The sequence below is a fragment of the Glycomyces halotolerans genome, from assembly GCF_054779575.1.
Genome location: NZ_BAAGXZ010000001.1, coordinates 42,081 through 54,782, shown reverse-complemented (window position 1 = coordinate 54,782; position 12,702 = coordinate 42,081). Strand labels below are relative to the sequence as shown.

Genomic DNA, 12,702 nt, shown 5'->3' with positions numbered 1-12,702 from the left:
TAAGTCAATCCAGATTTATTCAGTCCACAGGAGGACGAAGTGGCTAAGGAAAAGTTCGAGCGGACTAAGCCTCACGTCAACATCGGCACGCTCGGTCACGTCGACCACGGCAAGACCACGCTCACGGCCGCCATCACCAAGGTCCTGCACGAGAAGCACCCGGACCTCAACCCGTACACGCCGTTCGACGAGATCGACAACGCGCCCGAAGAGAAGCAGCGCGGTATCACCATCTCGATCTCCCACGTCGAGTACCAGACCGAGAGCCGGCACTACGCCCACGTCGACTGCCCGGGCCACGCCGACTACATCAAGAACATGATCACCGGCGCGGCCCAGATGGACGGCGCGATCCTGGTCGTGTCGGCCGCCGACGGCCCGATGCCGCAGACCCGCGAGCACGTGCTGCTGGCCCGCCAGGTCGGCGTGCCGTACATCGTGGTGGCCCTGAACAAGGCCGACATGGTCGACGACGAGGAGATCCTCGAGCTCGTCGAGATGGAGGTCCGCGAGCTGCTGTCCGACCAGAACTTCCCGGGCGACGACGCCCCGGTCGTGAAGGTCTCCGCCCTGGGCGCCCTCGAGGGCGAGCAGAAGTGGATGGACGCCGTGGCCGAGCTCATGCAGGCCGTCGACGACTCCATCCCGGAGCCGGAGCGCGACATCGACAAGCCGTTCCTGATGCCGGTCGAGGACGTCTTCACCATCACCGGCCGCGGCACCGTCGTGACCGGTCGTGTCGAGCGCGGCGTCCTGCTCCCGAACGAGGACGTCGAGATCGTCGGCATCAAGGAGACCTCGATCAACACCAAGGTCACCGCGATCGAGATGTTCCGCAAGACCCTGGACGACGCGCGCGCCGGTGAGAACGTCGGTCTGCTGCTCCGCGGCACCAAGCGCGAGGAGGTCGAGCGCGGCATGGTCGTCACCAAGCCGAACACGACCACCCCGCACACCGAGTTCGAGGGCGAGGTCTACATCCTCAGCAAGGACGAGGGTGGCCGCCACACGCCGTTCTTCAACAACTACCGTCCGCAGTTCTACTTCCGGACCACCGACGTGACCGGCGTGGTGACCCTCCCCGAGGGCACCGAGATGGTCATGCCCGGTGACAACACCTCGATGAAGGTCGAGCTCATCCAGCCGGTCGCGATGGACGAGGGTCTCCTCTTCGCGATCCGCGAGGGTGGCCGCACCGTCGGCTCCGGCCGAGTCACCAAGGTCATCAAGTAACACCGAGTACCGGGGCGACCCACTTCAGGGTCGCCCCGGTTCTCTCTTGAGCTCTGAACGCGTAACCTGCCCCACTGTCGTCCCGCCCCCGCTTGCTGGGTAAATGACGGGACCGGCATAATAGGGAGGTTGCGTTCGCATCAGTCGACCTTTCGAACGGTTTCGCTGATGCTCACGCCCGGCCCGCGGGCCCAAGTAGGCACTGACCAGCGCCGAGAGGGACCGTTCACGGCGGGCAGGCGGGCGAGCCAAGACATCGAGACACGGATCAGCTGTGTCCGGAATATGCCCGAGCTCGCGACACGCCCGACCGCGTGGAGCGGTCTGAACAGCCAATTTACGTAAGGTAAGGAACCATGGCGGGACAGAAGATCCGCATCAGGCTGAAAGCCTACGACCACGAGGTCGTGGACTCCTCGGCCCGCAAGATCGTGGAGACGGTCACCCGTACGGGGGCCGCCATCGCCGGACCGGTGCCGCTGCCGACCGAGATCAACCGCTTCTGCGTTATCCGGTCGCCGCACAAGTACAAGGACTCGCGCGAGCATTTCGAGATGCGAACCCACAAGCGTCTCATCGACATCCTCGACCCGACGCCGAAGACGGTCGACTCGCTGATGCGCCTGGACCTGCCGGCCGGCGTCGACATCGAGATCAAGCTGTAGGGGCACCAATGGACAGGCAGATCAAGGGAATCCTGGGCACCAAGCTCGGCATGACCCAGGTGTGGGACGAGAACGGTCGCGCCGTGCCCGTCACCGTGGTGCAGGCCGGCCCGAACGTCGTCACCCAGATTCGTAAACCGGACGTCGACGGATACTCGGCCGTGCAGCTGGGCTTCGGCGACGCCAAACTCAAGAACGTCACCAAGCCGCTCAAGGGCCACTTCGAGAAGGCCGGCGTCGCTCCGCGTCGCCACCTGGTCGAACTGCGCACCTCCGACGCCGCCGACTACGACCTCGGCCAGACCATCGACGCCACCGCCTTCGAGGCCGGCGAACTGGTCGACGTCACCGGCACCACCAAGGGCAAGGGCTTCGCCGGCGTCATGAAGCGCCACGGCTTCGGCGGCCTCGGCGCGAGCCACGGTACGCACAAGGTCCACCGCGCGCCCGGTTCCATCGGCGGTTGCGCCACGCCGGGCCGCGTCTTCAAGGGCATGCGCATGGCCGGTCGCATGGGCGGAACGCGTCACACGACGCAGAACCTGCGCATCCAGGCGGTCGACGCCGAGCGCGGGCTGCTGCTCATCGTCGGCGCCGTCCCCGGCCCGAAGAACGGCTTGGTGCTCGTCCGCAGCGCAGTGAAGCAGGTGGCTACCAAATGAGCCTTGAGATCAAAGTCAAAGACGCCTCCGGCAAGGAGACCGGGAAGACCGTCGAGCTCCCCGCGTCGCTCTTCGACGTCGAGCCGAACATCCCGCTGATGCACCAGGTCGTCACGGCCCAGCTCGCGGCGGCCCGCTCCGGATCGGCGAACACCAAGACGCGCGGCGAAGTGCGCGGCGGCGGCAAGAAGCCGTACCGCCAGAAGGGCACCGGTCGCGCCCGTCAGGGCTCGATCCGCGCTCCGCAGTTCGCCGGCGGCGGCGTCGTCCACGGCCCCAAGCCGCGGTCGTACGCCGAGCGCACCCCCAAGAAGATGAAGGCCGCGGCTCTCGCCGGCGCCCTCACCGACCGGGTGCGCTCGGAGCAGCTGCACGTCATCAGCACCTTCATCGACGGCGAGAAGCCGAAGACGAAGGCCGCCAAGTCCGCGCTGAACGCGCTCTGCGAGTCCGGCAAGGTCCTGGTGGTGCTCACCCGCGACGAGGAGACCGCTCGCCTGAGCCTGCGGAACCTCCCCGAGGTCCACCTCCTCGACTGGGGCCAGCTCAACACCTACGACGTGCTCAACAACGAGGACATCGTCTTCAGCGAGGCCGCCATCGAGGCGTTCATCGCTGACCGGACCAGGCAGGAGGTCGCGGCATGAGCGAAGTGACCGTCGCCGACCCGCGCGACATCATCATCAAGCCGGTCATCTCGGAGAAGACCTACACCCTCCTCGGCGAGGGCAAGTACACCTTCGAGGTCGACCCGCGCGCCAACAAGAGCCACATCAAGATCGCGATCAAGCAGATCTTCGGTGTGGACGTCAAGAGCGTCAACACCCTCAACCGCTCGGGCAAGCGCAAGCGCACCCGCGACGGCTGGGGCCAGCGCAAGAGCGTCAAGCACGCGATCGTCACCGTCGAGGGCGACCCCGGTCGTCTCGGTGAGATCTTCGGCGGACAGATCTCGTAGGGACGCAGGGAGTAGACATGGCTATTCGCAAGTACAAGCCGACGACGCCCGGTCGTCGCGGCTCCAGCGTCTCCGACTTCGCCGAGATCACCAGGGCGACGCCGGAGAAGTCGCTGGTGCGCCCGCTGACCAAGACCGGCGGCCGCAACAACTCGGGCAAGATCTCGACCCGCCACCGCGGCGGCGGCCACAAGCGCCGCTACCGGGTGATCGACTTCCGCCGCCACGACAAGGACGGCGTGCCGGCGAAGGTCGCGGAGATCGAGTACGACCCCAACCGCACCGCCAACATCGCGCTGCTGCACTACGCCGACGGCGAGAAGCGCTACATCCTGGCGCCCAAGGGCGTCAAGAAGGGCGACCGGATCGAGAACGGCCCCGAGGCCGACATCAAGCCGGGCAACTCGCTCGAGCTGCGCAACATCCCGGTCGGTACGACGGTGCACGCGGTGGAGCTCAAGCCCGGCGGCGGAGCGGCCCTCGGCCGCAGCGCCGGCGCCTCGATCCAGCTGCTCGCCCGTGAAGGCAAGTACGCGCACCTGCGCATGCCCTCCGGCGAGATCCGCCTGGTCCAGGTCACCTGCCGCGCCACGGTCGGCGAGGTCGGCAACGCCGAGCAGGCCAACATCAACTGGGGCAAGGCCGGCCGCATGCGGTGGAAGGGCTGGCGCCCGACCGTCCGCGGCGTGGTCATGAACCCGGTCGACCACCCGCACGGCGGTGGCGAGGGCCGGACCTCCGGTGGACGCCACCCGGTGAACCCGAAGGGCAAGCCCGAGGGTCGCACCCGGAAGAAGAACCACCCGAACGACCGGCTCATCGTCCGTCGTCGCCACGCCAACCGGAAGCGGGGGAAGTAAACCATGGGTCGCAGCCTCAAGAAGGGGCCCTTCGTCGACGACCACCTGCAGAAGAAGGTGGACGCGGCGATCGAGTCCAAGAGCAAGAACGTCATCAAGACCTGGTCGCGTCGCTCCACGATCACGCCCGACTTCATCGGGCTGACCTTCGGGGTCCACGACGGGCGGAAGCACGTTCCGGTGTACGTCACCGAGAACATGGTCGGGCACAAGCTCGGGGAGTTCGCTCCCACCCGCACCTTCCGCGGCCACGAGAAGGACGACCGCAAGAGCCGTCGCCGCTAGGCCACGGGCTTGAAGTAACGAACGAAGGACAAGAACGATGGCAACACTGGAGCAGGAGGCTCCGAAGGCGCGCGCGGTGGCGCGGTATGTCCGCGTCGCTCCGCGCAAGGCGCGCCGCGTCGTCGACCTCGTGCGTGGCCTGCCCGTGGACGAGGCTCTGACGACTCTCGAGTTCGCGCCCTACAGCGCGGCCGAGACGGTCTACAAGGTGATCGCGTCGGCTTCGGCCAACGCGGAGAACAACCTGGGCCTGGACCCCGAGTCGCTGCTGGTCTCGGAGATCTACGTCGACGAGGGCCCGACCATGCGTCGGTACCGCCCGCGGGCCCACGGCCGCGCCTACCGGATCAACAAGCGCACGAGCCACATCACGGTAGTGGTGGAGTCGGTGCAGGCCGCGCCGGCCGACACCGGCTCGATCCGCCGCCCGAAGGCCGCCGCCAAGACGGAGCCGAAGGCCGAGAAGCCGGCCGAGTCCAACGACGAGAACACCGAGTCAGCTGAGAAGGAGGAGACCGAGTAATGGGTCAGAAGGTTCACCCGCACGGGTACCGCCTCGGCATCAGCTCCGACTGGACGTCGCGTTGGTACGCCGACAAGGAATACGCCGACTACATCGGCGAGGACGTCAAGATCCGCAAGCTCATGACCGAAGGCCTTGAGCGCGCCGGGATCAGCAAGGTCGACATCGAGCGCACCCGCGAGCGGGTCCGCGTCGACATCCACACCGCCCGCCCGGGCATCGTCATCGGCCGCAAGGGCGCCGAGGCCGACCGCCTGCGCGGTCGCCTCGAGAAGCTCACCGGCAAGCAGGTGCAGCTGAACATCATCGAGGTCAAGAACCCCGACGTCGACGCTCAGCTGGTCGCCCAGGGCGTCGCCGAGCAGCTGGCCAGCCGTGTCAACTTCCGTCGCGCCATGCGCAAGGCCATTCAGTCGGCCATGCGCAACCCGACGGTCAAGGGCATCAAGGTCATGTGCTCCGGCCGCCTCGGCGGCGCGGAGATGAGCCGCTCGGAGCAGTACCGCGAGGGCCAGGTCCCGCTGCACACGCTGCGCGCGAACATCGACTACGGCCTGTTCGAGGCCCACACGACGTTCGGCCGCATCGGTGTGAAGGTGTGGATCTACAAGGGCGAGGCCACGCTCAAGGAGCAGGCCGAGCAGGTGCAGCGCCGTCGCGACAGCGGCGGAGAGCGCGGCGGACGCCCGGGCCGCGGCCGGGGCGGCCGCGGTGGTCGCGGACGCACCGCCGGCACGGGCACCTCCCAGGGCTCCGTGAACGAGGGCGCTTCGGCGGCTCCGGCCACCGAGGCCGGCCCCGCCGGGCCCGCCGAGACGAAGAAGCAGGAGGGCTAAGCGACATGCTCATGCCACGGAAACCGCCGCGCGGTTACCGCAAGCCCCACGCGCCCAAGCGCAAGGGCAAGGCCACCCGCGGCACCAGGGTGACGTTCGGCGAGTGGGGCATCCAGGCCCTTGAGCACGGCTACGTGACCAACCGCCAGATCGAGGCGGCCCGTATCGCGATGACCCGTCACATCAAGCGTGGCGGCAAGGTCTGGATCAACATCTTCCCGGACCGCGCCATCACCAAGAAGCCCGCCGAGACCCGCCAGGGTTCGGGCAAGGGCTCCCCGGAGTACTGGGTGGCGAACGTCAAGCCGGGCCGGGTGATGTTCGAGATCTCGTTCCCGAATCAGAACACCGCCCACGAGGCACTGCAGCGCGCCATCCACAAGCTGCCGATGAAGTGCCGCATCGTGACGCGTGAAGGTGCAGGTGAGTCGTAATGGCGACTGGTATCGACGCCGGTGAGCTCCGCGAGCTCAGCGACAAGGAGCTTCAGGCGAAACTCCTGGACAAAAAGGAAGAGCTGTTCAACATGCGGGTCCGGCACGCCACCGGCCAGCTGGAGAACAACCACATGCTCGGCCTGGTCCGCAAGGAGATCGCGCGGATCTACACCGTCATGAACGAGCGCCGGCTCGGCCTCAGTGCCACGCCGGAGGAGGTTGAAGAATGAGCGAGGAGCAGATCACTCGCGGCCGGCGCAAGGTGCTGGAAGGCCTGATCGTCGGCGACAAGATGGACAAGACCGCCGTCGTCGAGGTCGAGGACCGCAAGAAGCACCCGTTGTACGGCAAGGTCATCCGGACCACCAAGAAGTACAAGGCCCACGACGAGGACAACCAGTGCGGTGTCGGCGACCGCGTCTCCATCATGGAGACCCGGCCGCTGTCGAAGACCAAGCGCTGGAGGGTCGTCGAGATCCTTGAGAAGGCCAAGTAGGGAGATCGGGACGTGATTCAGCAAGAGTCGCGGCTGAAGGTCGCCGACAACACCGGTGCGCGGGAGATCCTGTGCATCCGGGTGCTGGGCGGCTCTGGCCGACGCTATGCCGGTATCGGCGACACGATCGTGGCCTCTGTCAAGGACGCCATCCCCGGAGCCGGGGTGAAGAAGGGCGACGTCGTGCAGGCCGTCATCGTGCGGACTGTCAAGGAGCGGCGCCGCCCGGACGGGTCGTACATCAAGTTCGACGAGAACGCCGCCGTTCTCGTCAAGGACGGCGAACCGCGCGGGACGCGCATCTTCGGCCCGGTAGCCCGGGAACTGCGCGACAAGCAGTACATGAAGATCATCTCGCTCGCGCCGGAGGTGTTGTAAGAGATGAAGGTGAAGAAGGGCGACCGTGTCCGCGTCATCGCGGGCAAGGACAAGGGCGCCGAGGGCCTGGTGCTGGAGGCGTACCCGCAGCGCGATCGCGTGCTGGTCGAGGGTGTCAACCGCATCACCAAGCACACCAAGGCCGGGCAGACGGCGCGCGGTTCGCGCACCGGCGGGATCGTGACCCAGGAGGCATCGATCCACGTGTCCAACGTGATGGTGCTCGACGCCGACAACCAGCCCACTCGCGTGGGCTACCGGACCGGCGACGACGGCCGCAAGGTCCGGGTCTCGAAGCGTACGGGTAAGGACCTGTGATGACTGACGTTGCAGAGAAGATCACGCCGCGCCTGAAGGAGACCTACCGGTCCGAGATCAGGCAGAAGCTGACCGAGCAGTTCGAGTACAAGAACCTCCACCAGATCCCCGGGGTCACCAAGATCGTGGTGAACATGGGCGTGGGCGAGGCCGCTCGCGACTCCAAGCTCATCAACGGGGCGCTGGAGGACCTGGCGACGATCACCGGGCAGAAGCCGATCGTCCGCCGCGCCAAGAAGTCGATCGCGCAGTTCAAGCTGCGCGAGGGCCAGGCGATCGGCGCGAAGGTCACGCTTCGCGGCGACCGCATGTGGGAGTTCCTCGACCGGCTGCTGTCGATCGCGCTGCCCCGCATCCGCGACTTCCGCGGCCTGTCGGACCAGCAGTTCGACGGCAACGGGAACTACACCTTCGGTCTGACCGAGCAGGCGGTGTTCCCCGAGATCGACCAGGACAAGATCGACCGGGTTCGCGGTATGGACATCACGCTGGTGACGACCGCGAAGACCGACGACGAAGGCCGGGCGCTTCTGCGGCACCTGGGCTTCCCGTTCAAGGAGAACGACTAATGGCGAAGAAAGCCCTCATCGCGAAGGCCAAGAGGAAGCCGAAGTTCGCCGTCCGCGCCTACTCCCGCTGCCAGAGGTGCGGCCGGCCCAAGGCCGTGTACCGCAAGTTCGGTCTGTGCCGCGTGTGCGTGCGCGAGATGGCCCACAAAGGGGAGCTCCCCGGCGTCCACAAGGCTTCCTGGTAGGCCACAACAGCGATCGCCACAGGCCCGGCCGCTCCGCGGCCGGGAACCGGGGTGAGAAAGGTAAAACACGAGCATGACAATGACCGACCCGATCGCAGACATGCTGACCCGTCTGCGCAACGCCAACCAGGCTTTCCACGAGTCCACGGTGATGCCGCACTCCAAGATGAAGGCCTCCATCGCGGAGGTCCTCAAGCGGGAGGGCTACATCGCCGACTGGCGCGTCGAGGAGCCCGAGGAAGGCAAAGTCGGCAAGACGCTGGTCGTCGACCTGAAGTTCGGCGAGCACCGCGAGCGGTCCCTGGCGGGGCTGCGCCGCGTGTCCAAGCCGGGCCTGCGGGTCTACGCCAAGTCCACTGAGCTGCCGCGGGTGCTCGGCGGCCTGGGTGTGGCCATCGTGTCCACCTCCCAGGGCCTGCTGACCGACCGCGAAGCCCGCAAGCGTGGCGTCGGCGGCGAAGTCGTCGCCTACATCTGGTAGTCAAGGAGGGTATGAAGCATGTCCCGAATTGGGATGAATCCGATTCCGGTGCCCTCCGGCGTCGAGGTCACGATCGACGGCGCGAAGGTCACCGTGAAGGGCCCCAAGGGCCAGCTCCAGCGTGAGCTGCCCGAGCCGATCGGCATCGAGAAGAACGAGGACGGTTCGCTGCGGATGACCCGTCCGGACGACGCTCGCAAGTCCCGGGCCCTCCACGGCCTGGCGCGCAGCCTCGTCAACAACATGGTCGTCGGTGTCTCCGACGGCTACCGCAAGTCCCTGGAGATCAACGGGACCGGCTACCGGGCGCAGGCCAAGGGCAACGGCGTGGAGATGAGCCTCGGCTTCTCCCACACCATCCAGGTCGACGCTCCGGAGGGCATCTCGTTCAAGGTCGAGAAGCCGACCCTGCTGCACATCGAAGGCATCGACAAGCAGCTGGTCGGGCAGGTCGCGTCGAACATCCGCCGACTGCGTCCGCCGGAACCCTACAAGGGCAAGGGCGTGAAGTACGTCGACGAGCGCATCCGCCGCAAGGCCGGGAAGGCAGGTAAGTAATGGCGAGCAAACTCGAGCGCCGCCGCCCGTCCGGGTCGGTCTCCCAGCAACGTCGGATCGCGAAGAACCGGCGCCACTTCCGTGGACGCAAGAAGATCACCGGCACGGCCGAGCGGCCGCGTCTGGCGGTGTTCCGCTCTTCGAAGCACATCGTCGCGCAGATCATCGACGACACGAAGGGCCACACCATCGCGGCCGCTTCGACCGTCGAGACCACGCTGCGGTCCGCGGACGGCACCAAGACCGACAAGGCCAAAGAGGTCGGCAAGCTGGTGGCCGAGCGCGCCAAGGACGCCGGCATCGAATCGGTCGTCTTCGACCGCGGTGGCCTGAAGTACCACGGCCGCGTCGCGGCCCTGGCCGACGCCGCCCGCGAGGTCGGCCTGAAGTTCTAAAGCGCTGAGTTCGAAGACTCAGGAAACGCCCGGCGAGGCCGGGGAGGAACGAAGCTCCTCCCCGGCCTCGCTGTTTCTCGAGCGGATGACACGACACGCCCGCGCGGCTACAATTCCGATACGAGATACGTCCGACACGTATCATGAGAAGGTGGAAACGATCGGAATGCTCATCAACAGCAAAGGCCAGGTCACCATCCCCGCCGACATCCGCGCTCAGCAGGGTCTGCGCCCGGGCGACGAGGTGGAAGTCTTCGTGGAAGACGGCCGTATCGTGGTTCGCCCAGTGACCGACTCCCGTCGGCGAGCTCAAAAGGTGGTGGAACGGATGTTGGGAGCGGGGACAGCGAATATGGACAAGACGACCGACGAGCTCATGGCCATGCTCCGCGATGACTGACACGGTGCAGACGCTCGTCGACTCCAATGTCCTTCTCGATCTCGCCGGTCAGGATTCGGAGTGGAGGGCATGGTCGCGGTCGGCTCTCACCCAGGCACTGATCGAAGGCATAGTGCTGCTCAATCCCCTGATCTATGCGGAGGTGTCGGTGCGGTTCGAATCGGTGGAGCGGCTCGACGCGTTCCTCCCCATAGAGACGTTCGAACGGGAAGCACTTCCGTATGAGGCCGCCTTCTTGGCGGGCAAAGCCTTCGGCGTGTATAGGAGGCGCGGCGGCACCAAACGTGCACCGCTCCCGGATTTCTACATCGGCGCCCACGCGGCAGTGCGCGGATATCGCCTTCTCACCCGCGAGACCGCGAGGTACCGGACTTATTTCCCGAAACTCGACGTTGTAGGTCCTGAGTGACGCACCTCGGGGAGGCGTCGGCTCCTCCCCGGCTTTTTCGTGTCCGGTGCGTGGCCGGTCGGTGGTCTTCCGGTGAAACATGCGGTGTCGGTCTCCCCGGTGTCGCTTGTGCGCGGATCGTACGGTAAGACTTGGCGGGTGCGTTCCCCGAAGCTGAGTCGCAAGACCTTTCTCGCCTCCGGCCTGGCCGGAATCACCGCCGCTGCGGCCGGGTGCTCCCGGTCCGACGACTCGGGCGAGACGGACGACGGACAGGAGAAGGCCATCGACGGGCGCGGCGCGTACATCGAAGAGCAGCTCGCCTCCATGTCGCTGGAGGACAAGGTCGGTCAGCTGTTCATGGTGTACGCCCACGGCGCGACCGCCGACACCGACGACCCCGACGAGGTGGCCGCCAACCAGGACCACCTCGGCGTCGACAACGCCGCGCAGCTCATCGAAACCTACCGACCCGGCGGCATCGTCTACTTCACCTGGGCCGGCAACGTGCAGGACCCCGAGCAGACCGCCGCGCTCTCCAGCGGCCTCCAGGAGGCCGCCACCGCCGACGGCGGCGTCCCGCTGCTCATCGCCGCCGACCAGGAGCACGGCGTCGTCAACCGGATCGGCGAGCCCGCCACGCAGTTCCCCGGCGCGATGCCGCTGGGCGCCGGCCGCGACACCGAGGCGGCGCGCCGTGCCGCCGAGATCGCCGGAGCGGAACTGCGCGCGATGGGCCTGAACCAGAACTTCGCTCCCGACGCCGACGTCAACGTCAACCCGGCCAATCCGGTCATCGGCGTCCGCTCGTTCTCGTCGGATCCGGGCCTGGCCGCGGAGATGACCTCCGCTCAGGTGTCCGGCTACCAGACCGGCGGCGTCGCCGCCTGCGCCAAGCACTTCCCGGGCCACGGCGACACCGACGTGGACAGCCACATCGGCCTGCCGGTCATCACCCACTCCGAACAGGAGTGGGCCGAGCTCGACGCGCCGCCGTTCGAGGCGGCGATCGCGGCCGGCGCCGACATGATCATGACCGCGCACCTGCAGTTCCCGGCCCTTGACGACTCGCTGCGGCCCGCGACGCTGTCCGAGCCGATCCTCACCGGGCTGCTGCGCGACCGGCTCGGCTTCGAGGGCGTGGTCGTGACCGACTCGCTCGAGATGGAGGGGGTCCGCACCGAGTTCGGCGACGAGCGAGTGCCGGTCCTGGCCCTCCAGGCCGGAGTCGACCTGCTGCTCATGCCGCCGGACTTCCGACTGGCTCGCGACGCAGTGCTGGCGGCGGTCACGGCTGGGGAGTTGACCGAGGAGCGCATCGACCGGTCGGTCGCGCGGCTGCTGGACCTGAAGTACCGGCGGGGCATCGTCGAGGACCCCGGCACCGACGTCGGCGCGGTGTTCGACGTGGTCGGCACCGACGAGCACCGCGAGGCCGCCGCCGGCGTGTCGGACCGGGCGATCACGCTGCTGCGCAACGACGGGGCCCTACCGCTCAGCGCCTCGGGCGCGCGAGTGCTCGTGACCGGCTGGGGCGAGAACACCACCGCGGTCCTGGCCGACGAGCTGGGCGCCTACGGGGCCGAAGTGTCCGTTCTGGTCACCGGCGAGGAACCCGACGGCGCCGCGGTCGCCGCGGCCACGGCCGAGGCCGACGGCAAGGACCTGGTGGTCGTGTCGACCTTCGGCGTCGGTTCCGGCTCGCCGCAGATCGACCTGGTCGAGTCCCTCCAGGCCACCGGTGTCCCGGTGGTCGCCGCGGCGGTCGGCACTCCCTACGACATCGCGCATGTCCCGAACGTCAACGCGTATCTGGCCAGCTACTCCTACACCGTCGGTTCACTCGCGTCACTGGCGAAGGCGATCGTCGGCGAGATCGAGCCGCAAGGGCGGCTCCCGGTCGACGTTCCCGCAGCTGAGGACCCGGATGCGGTGCTGTACGAGTTCGGCGACGGCGAGGGCTACTAGCCCCCGATGGCCCGGGTGGTCCAATTTTTACCGAGAAGTCTTAGAAAGTTTTTTTCAGACGCTTGACTTGCCATGAAGCTTTTCACCATACTGGGCTCGAGTGTGAT

At 67.1% G+C, this 12,702-nt stretch carries 22 protein-coding genes; all 22 read left to right on the top strand.

Annotation, left to right across the window (positions count from 1 at the left end):
• The first annotated feature begins 39 nt into the window (after window positions 1-39).
• The 22 genes from tuf to ACYVL2_RS00225 all read left to right on the top strand — a co-directional run bounded on the left by tuf (window position 40) and on the right by ACYVL2_RS00225 (window position 12,595).
• On the top strand, window positions 40-1,233 hold the full coding sequence (gene tuf, locus ACYVL2_RS00330) for an elongation factor Tu (RefSeq protein WP_460538999.1): 1,194 nt from the start codon (window positions 40-42) through the stop codon (window positions 1,231-1,233).
• Window positions 1,234-1,589: 356 nt separating this feature from the next.
• Window positions 1,590-1,898, top strand: coding sequence for a small ribosomal subunit protein uS10 (gene rpsJ, locus ACYVL2_RS00325; protein ID WP_460538997.1), 309 nt, complete (start codon window positions 1,590-1,592; stop codon window positions 1,896-1,898).
• Window positions 1,899-1,906: 8 nt separating this feature from the next.
• Window positions 1,907-2,560 (top strand): large ribosomal subunit protein uL3, encoded by a 654-nt coding sequence (rplC, locus tag ACYVL2_RS00320; RefSeq protein ID WP_460538996.1) that lies wholly within the window; start codon window positions 1,907-1,909, stop codon window positions 2,558-2,560.
• Complete coding sequence (gene rplD / locus ACYVL2_RS00315; protein ID WP_460538995.1) at window positions 2,557-3,207, top strand: 50S ribosomal protein L4; 651 nt, start codon at window positions 2,557-2,559, stop codon at window positions 3,205-3,207. The genes rplC and rplD overlap by 4 nt, the downstream gene beginning before the upstream one ends.
• Window positions 3,204-3,518 (top strand): uL23 family ribosomal protein, encoded by a 315-nt coding sequence (gene rplW / locus ACYVL2_RS00310; RefSeq protein ID WP_460538993.1) that lies wholly within the window; start codon window positions 3,204-3,206, stop codon window positions 3,516-3,518. The genes rplD and rplW overlap by 4 nt, the downstream gene beginning before the upstream one ends.
• Window positions 3,519-3,535: 17 nt before the next feature.
• Entirely contained in the window at window positions 3,536-4,378 is an 843-nt protein-coding gene (gene rplB / locus ACYVL2_RS00305; protein WP_460538991.1) for a large ribosomal subunit protein uL2, read from the top strand.
• A gap of 3 nt (window positions 4,379-4,381) precedes the next feature.
• Complete coding sequence (gene rpsS, locus ACYVL2_RS00300) at window positions 4,382-4,663, top strand: 30S ribosomal protein S19 (RefSeq protein ID WP_026929000.1); 282 nt, start codon at window positions 4,382-4,384, stop codon at window positions 4,661-4,663.
• 37 nt (window positions 4,664-4,700) lie between these two features.
• The gene (gene rplV / locus ACYVL2_RS00295) at window positions 4,701-5,186 is read left to right on the top strand and encodes a large ribosomal subunit protein uL22 (protein ID WP_460538989.1); all 486 of its coding nucleotides are present in this window, start codon (window positions 4,701-4,703) and stop codon (window positions 5,184-5,186) included.
• Window positions 5,186-6,022 carry a small ribosomal subunit protein uS3 gene (gene rpsC / locus ACYVL2_RS00290; protein WP_460538986.1) on the top strand — a complete coding sequence of 279 codons (837 nt, stop codon included), beginning with the start codon at window positions 5,186-5,188 and terminating at the stop codon, window positions 6,020-6,022. The genes rplV and rpsC overlap by 1 nt, the downstream gene beginning before the upstream one ends.
• A 5-nt stretch (window positions 6,023-6,027) precedes the next feature.
• Window positions 6,028-6,456: a large ribosomal subunit protein uL16 gene (rplP, locus tag ACYVL2_RS00285; RefSeq protein WP_460538984.1), complete on the top strand. Its 429-nt coding sequence runs from the start codon at window positions 6,028-6,030 to the stop codon at window positions 6,454-6,456.
• Window positions 6,456-6,689, top strand: a complete 234-nt coding sequence (rpmC, locus tag ACYVL2_RS00280; RefSeq protein ID WP_460538982.1) for a large ribosomal subunit protein uL29 — start codon at window positions 6,456-6,458, stop codon at window positions 6,687-6,689. Before rplP ends, rpmC begins: the two co-directional genes overlap by 1 nt.
• Complete coding sequence (gene rpsQ / locus ACYVL2_RS00275) at window positions 6,686-6,955, top strand: small ribosomal subunit protein uS17 (protein ID WP_460538980.1); 270 nt, start codon at window positions 6,686-6,688, stop codon at window positions 6,953-6,955. The genes rpmC and rpsQ overlap by 4 nt, the downstream gene beginning before the upstream one ends.
• Window positions 6,956-6,967: 12 nt before the next feature.
• Window positions 6,968-7,333, top strand: a complete 366-nt coding sequence (gene rplN, locus ACYVL2_RS00270) for a 50S ribosomal protein L14 (RefSeq protein ID WP_026929006.1) — start codon at window positions 6,968-6,970, stop codon at window positions 7,331-7,333.
• Between the two features lie 3 nt (window positions 7,334-7,336).
• On the top strand, window positions 7,337-7,651 hold the full coding sequence (gene rplX, locus ACYVL2_RS00265) for a 50S ribosomal protein L24 (RefSeq protein ID WP_460538978.1): 315 nt from the start codon (window positions 7,337-7,339) through the stop codon (window positions 7,649-7,651).
• Entirely contained in the window at window positions 7,651-8,220 is a 570-nt protein-coding gene (rplE, locus tag ACYVL2_RS00260) for a large ribosomal subunit protein uL5 (RefSeq protein WP_460538977.1), read from the top strand. Before rplX ends, rplE begins: the two co-directional genes overlap by 1 nt.
• Window positions 8,220-8,405 (top strand): 30S ribosomal protein S14, encoded by a 186-nt coding sequence (locus tag ACYVL2_RS00255; protein WP_460538975.1) that lies wholly within the window; start codon window positions 8,220-8,222, stop codon window positions 8,403-8,405. Before rplE ends, ACYVL2_RS00255 begins: the two co-directional genes overlap by 1 nt.
• 73 nt (window positions 8,406-8,478) lie before the next feature.
• On the top strand, window positions 8,479-8,886 hold the full coding sequence (gene rpsH, locus ACYVL2_RS00250) for a 30S ribosomal protein S8 (protein WP_460538973.1): 408 nt from the start codon (window positions 8,479-8,481) through the stop codon (window positions 8,884-8,886).
• 18 nt (window positions 8,887-8,904) lie between these two features.
• Window positions 8,905-9,444 (top strand): 50S ribosomal protein L6, encoded by a 540-nt coding sequence (gene rplF, locus ACYVL2_RS00245; RefSeq protein ID WP_460538970.1) that lies wholly within the window; start codon window positions 8,905-8,907, stop codon window positions 9,442-9,444.
• Window positions 9,444-9,839 (top strand): 50S ribosomal protein L18, encoded by a 396-nt coding sequence (rplR, locus tag ACYVL2_RS00240; protein ID WP_460538968.1) that lies wholly within the window; start codon window positions 9,444-9,446, stop codon window positions 9,837-9,839. Before rplF ends, rplR begins: the two co-directional genes overlap by 1 nt.
• A 151-nt stretch (window positions 9,840-9,990) precedes the next feature.
• Window positions 9,991-10,239 (top strand): AbrB/MazE/SpoVT family DNA-binding domain-containing protein, encoded by a 249-nt coding sequence (locus ACYVL2_RS00235; protein WP_460538966.1) that lies wholly within the window; start codon window positions 9,991-9,993, stop codon window positions 10,237-10,239.
• Window positions 10,232-10,648, top strand: a complete 417-nt coding sequence (locus ACYVL2_RS00230) for a type II toxin-antitoxin system VapC family toxin (protein ID WP_460538964.1) — start codon at window positions 10,232-10,234, stop codon at window positions 10,646-10,648. The genes ACYVL2_RS00235 and ACYVL2_RS00230 overlap by 8 nt, the downstream gene beginning before the upstream one ends.
• A gap of 138 nt (window positions 10,649-10,786) precedes the next feature.
• A complete protein-coding gene (locus ACYVL2_RS00225) occupies window positions 10,787-12,595 on the top strand; it encodes a glycoside hydrolase family 3 protein (RefSeq protein ID WP_460538962.1) in 1,809 nt (602 codons plus the stop codon).
• Window positions 12,596-12,702: the final 107 nt, after the last annotated feature.

Coding starts and splice junctions, on each gene's coding strand:
- rpsJ (WP_460538997.1), top strand. CDS start 1,590: ATGGCGGGACAGAAGATCCGCATCAGGCTGAAAGCCTACGACCACGAG.
- rplC (WP_460538996.1), top strand. CDS start 1,907: ATGGACAGGCAGATCAAGGGAATCCTGGGCACCAAGCTCGGCATGACC.
- rplD (WP_460538995.1), top strand. CDS start 2,557: ATGAGCCTTGAGATCAAAGTCAAAGACGCCTCCGGCAAGGAGACCGGG.
- rplW (WP_460538993.1), top strand. CDS start 3,204: ATGAGCGAAGTGACCGTCGCCGACCCGCGCGACATCATCATCAAGCCG.
- rplB (WP_460538991.1), top strand. CDS start 3,536: ATGGCTATTCGCAAGTACAAGCCGACGACGCCCGGTCGTCGCGGCTCC.
- rpsS (WP_026929000.1), top strand. CDS start 4,382: ATGGGTCGCAGCCTCAAGAAGGGGCCCTTCGTCGACGACCACCTGCAG.
- rplV (WP_460538989.1), top strand. CDS start 4,701: ATGGCAACACTGGAGCAGGAGGCTCCGAAGGCGCGCGCGGTGGCGCGG.
- rpsC (WP_460538986.1), top strand. CDS start 5,186: ATGGGTCAGAAGGTTCACCCGCACGGGTACCGCCTCGGCATCAGCTCC.
- rplP (WP_460538984.1), top strand. CDS start 6,028: ATGCTCATGCCACGGAAACCGCCGCGCGGTTACCGCAAGCCCCACGCG.
- rpmC (WP_460538982.1), top strand. CDS start 6,456: ATGGCGACTGGTATCGACGCCGGTGAGCTCCGCGAGCTCAGCGACAAG.
- rpsQ (WP_460538980.1), top strand. CDS start 6,686: ATGAGCGAGGAGCAGATCACTCGCGGCCGGCGCAAGGTGCTGGAAGGC.
- rplX (WP_460538978.1), top strand. CDS start 7,337: ATGAAGGTGAAGAAGGGCGACCGTGTCCGCGTCATCGCGGGCAAGGAC.
- rplE (WP_460538977.1), top strand. CDS start 7,651: ATGACTGACGTTGCAGAGAAGATCACGCCGCGCCTGAAGGAGACCTAC.
- ACYVL2_RS00255 (WP_460538975.1), top strand. CDS start 8,220: ATGGCGAAGAAAGCCCTCATCGCGAAGGCCAAGAGGAAGCCGAAGTTC.
- rpsH (WP_460538973.1), top strand. CDS start 8,479: ATGACAATGACCGACCCGATCGCAGACATGCTGACCCGTCTGCGCAAC.
- rplF (WP_460538970.1), top strand. CDS start 8,905: ATGTCCCGAATTGGGATGAATCCGATTCCGGTGCCCTCCGGCGTCGAG.
- rplR (WP_460538968.1), top strand. CDS start 9,444: ATGGCGAGCAAACTCGAGCGCCGCCGCCCGTCCGGGTCGGTCTCCCAG.
- ACYVL2_RS00230 (WP_460538964.1), top strand. CDS start 10,232: ATGACTGACACGGTGCAGACGCTCGTCGACTCCAATGTCCTTCTCGAT.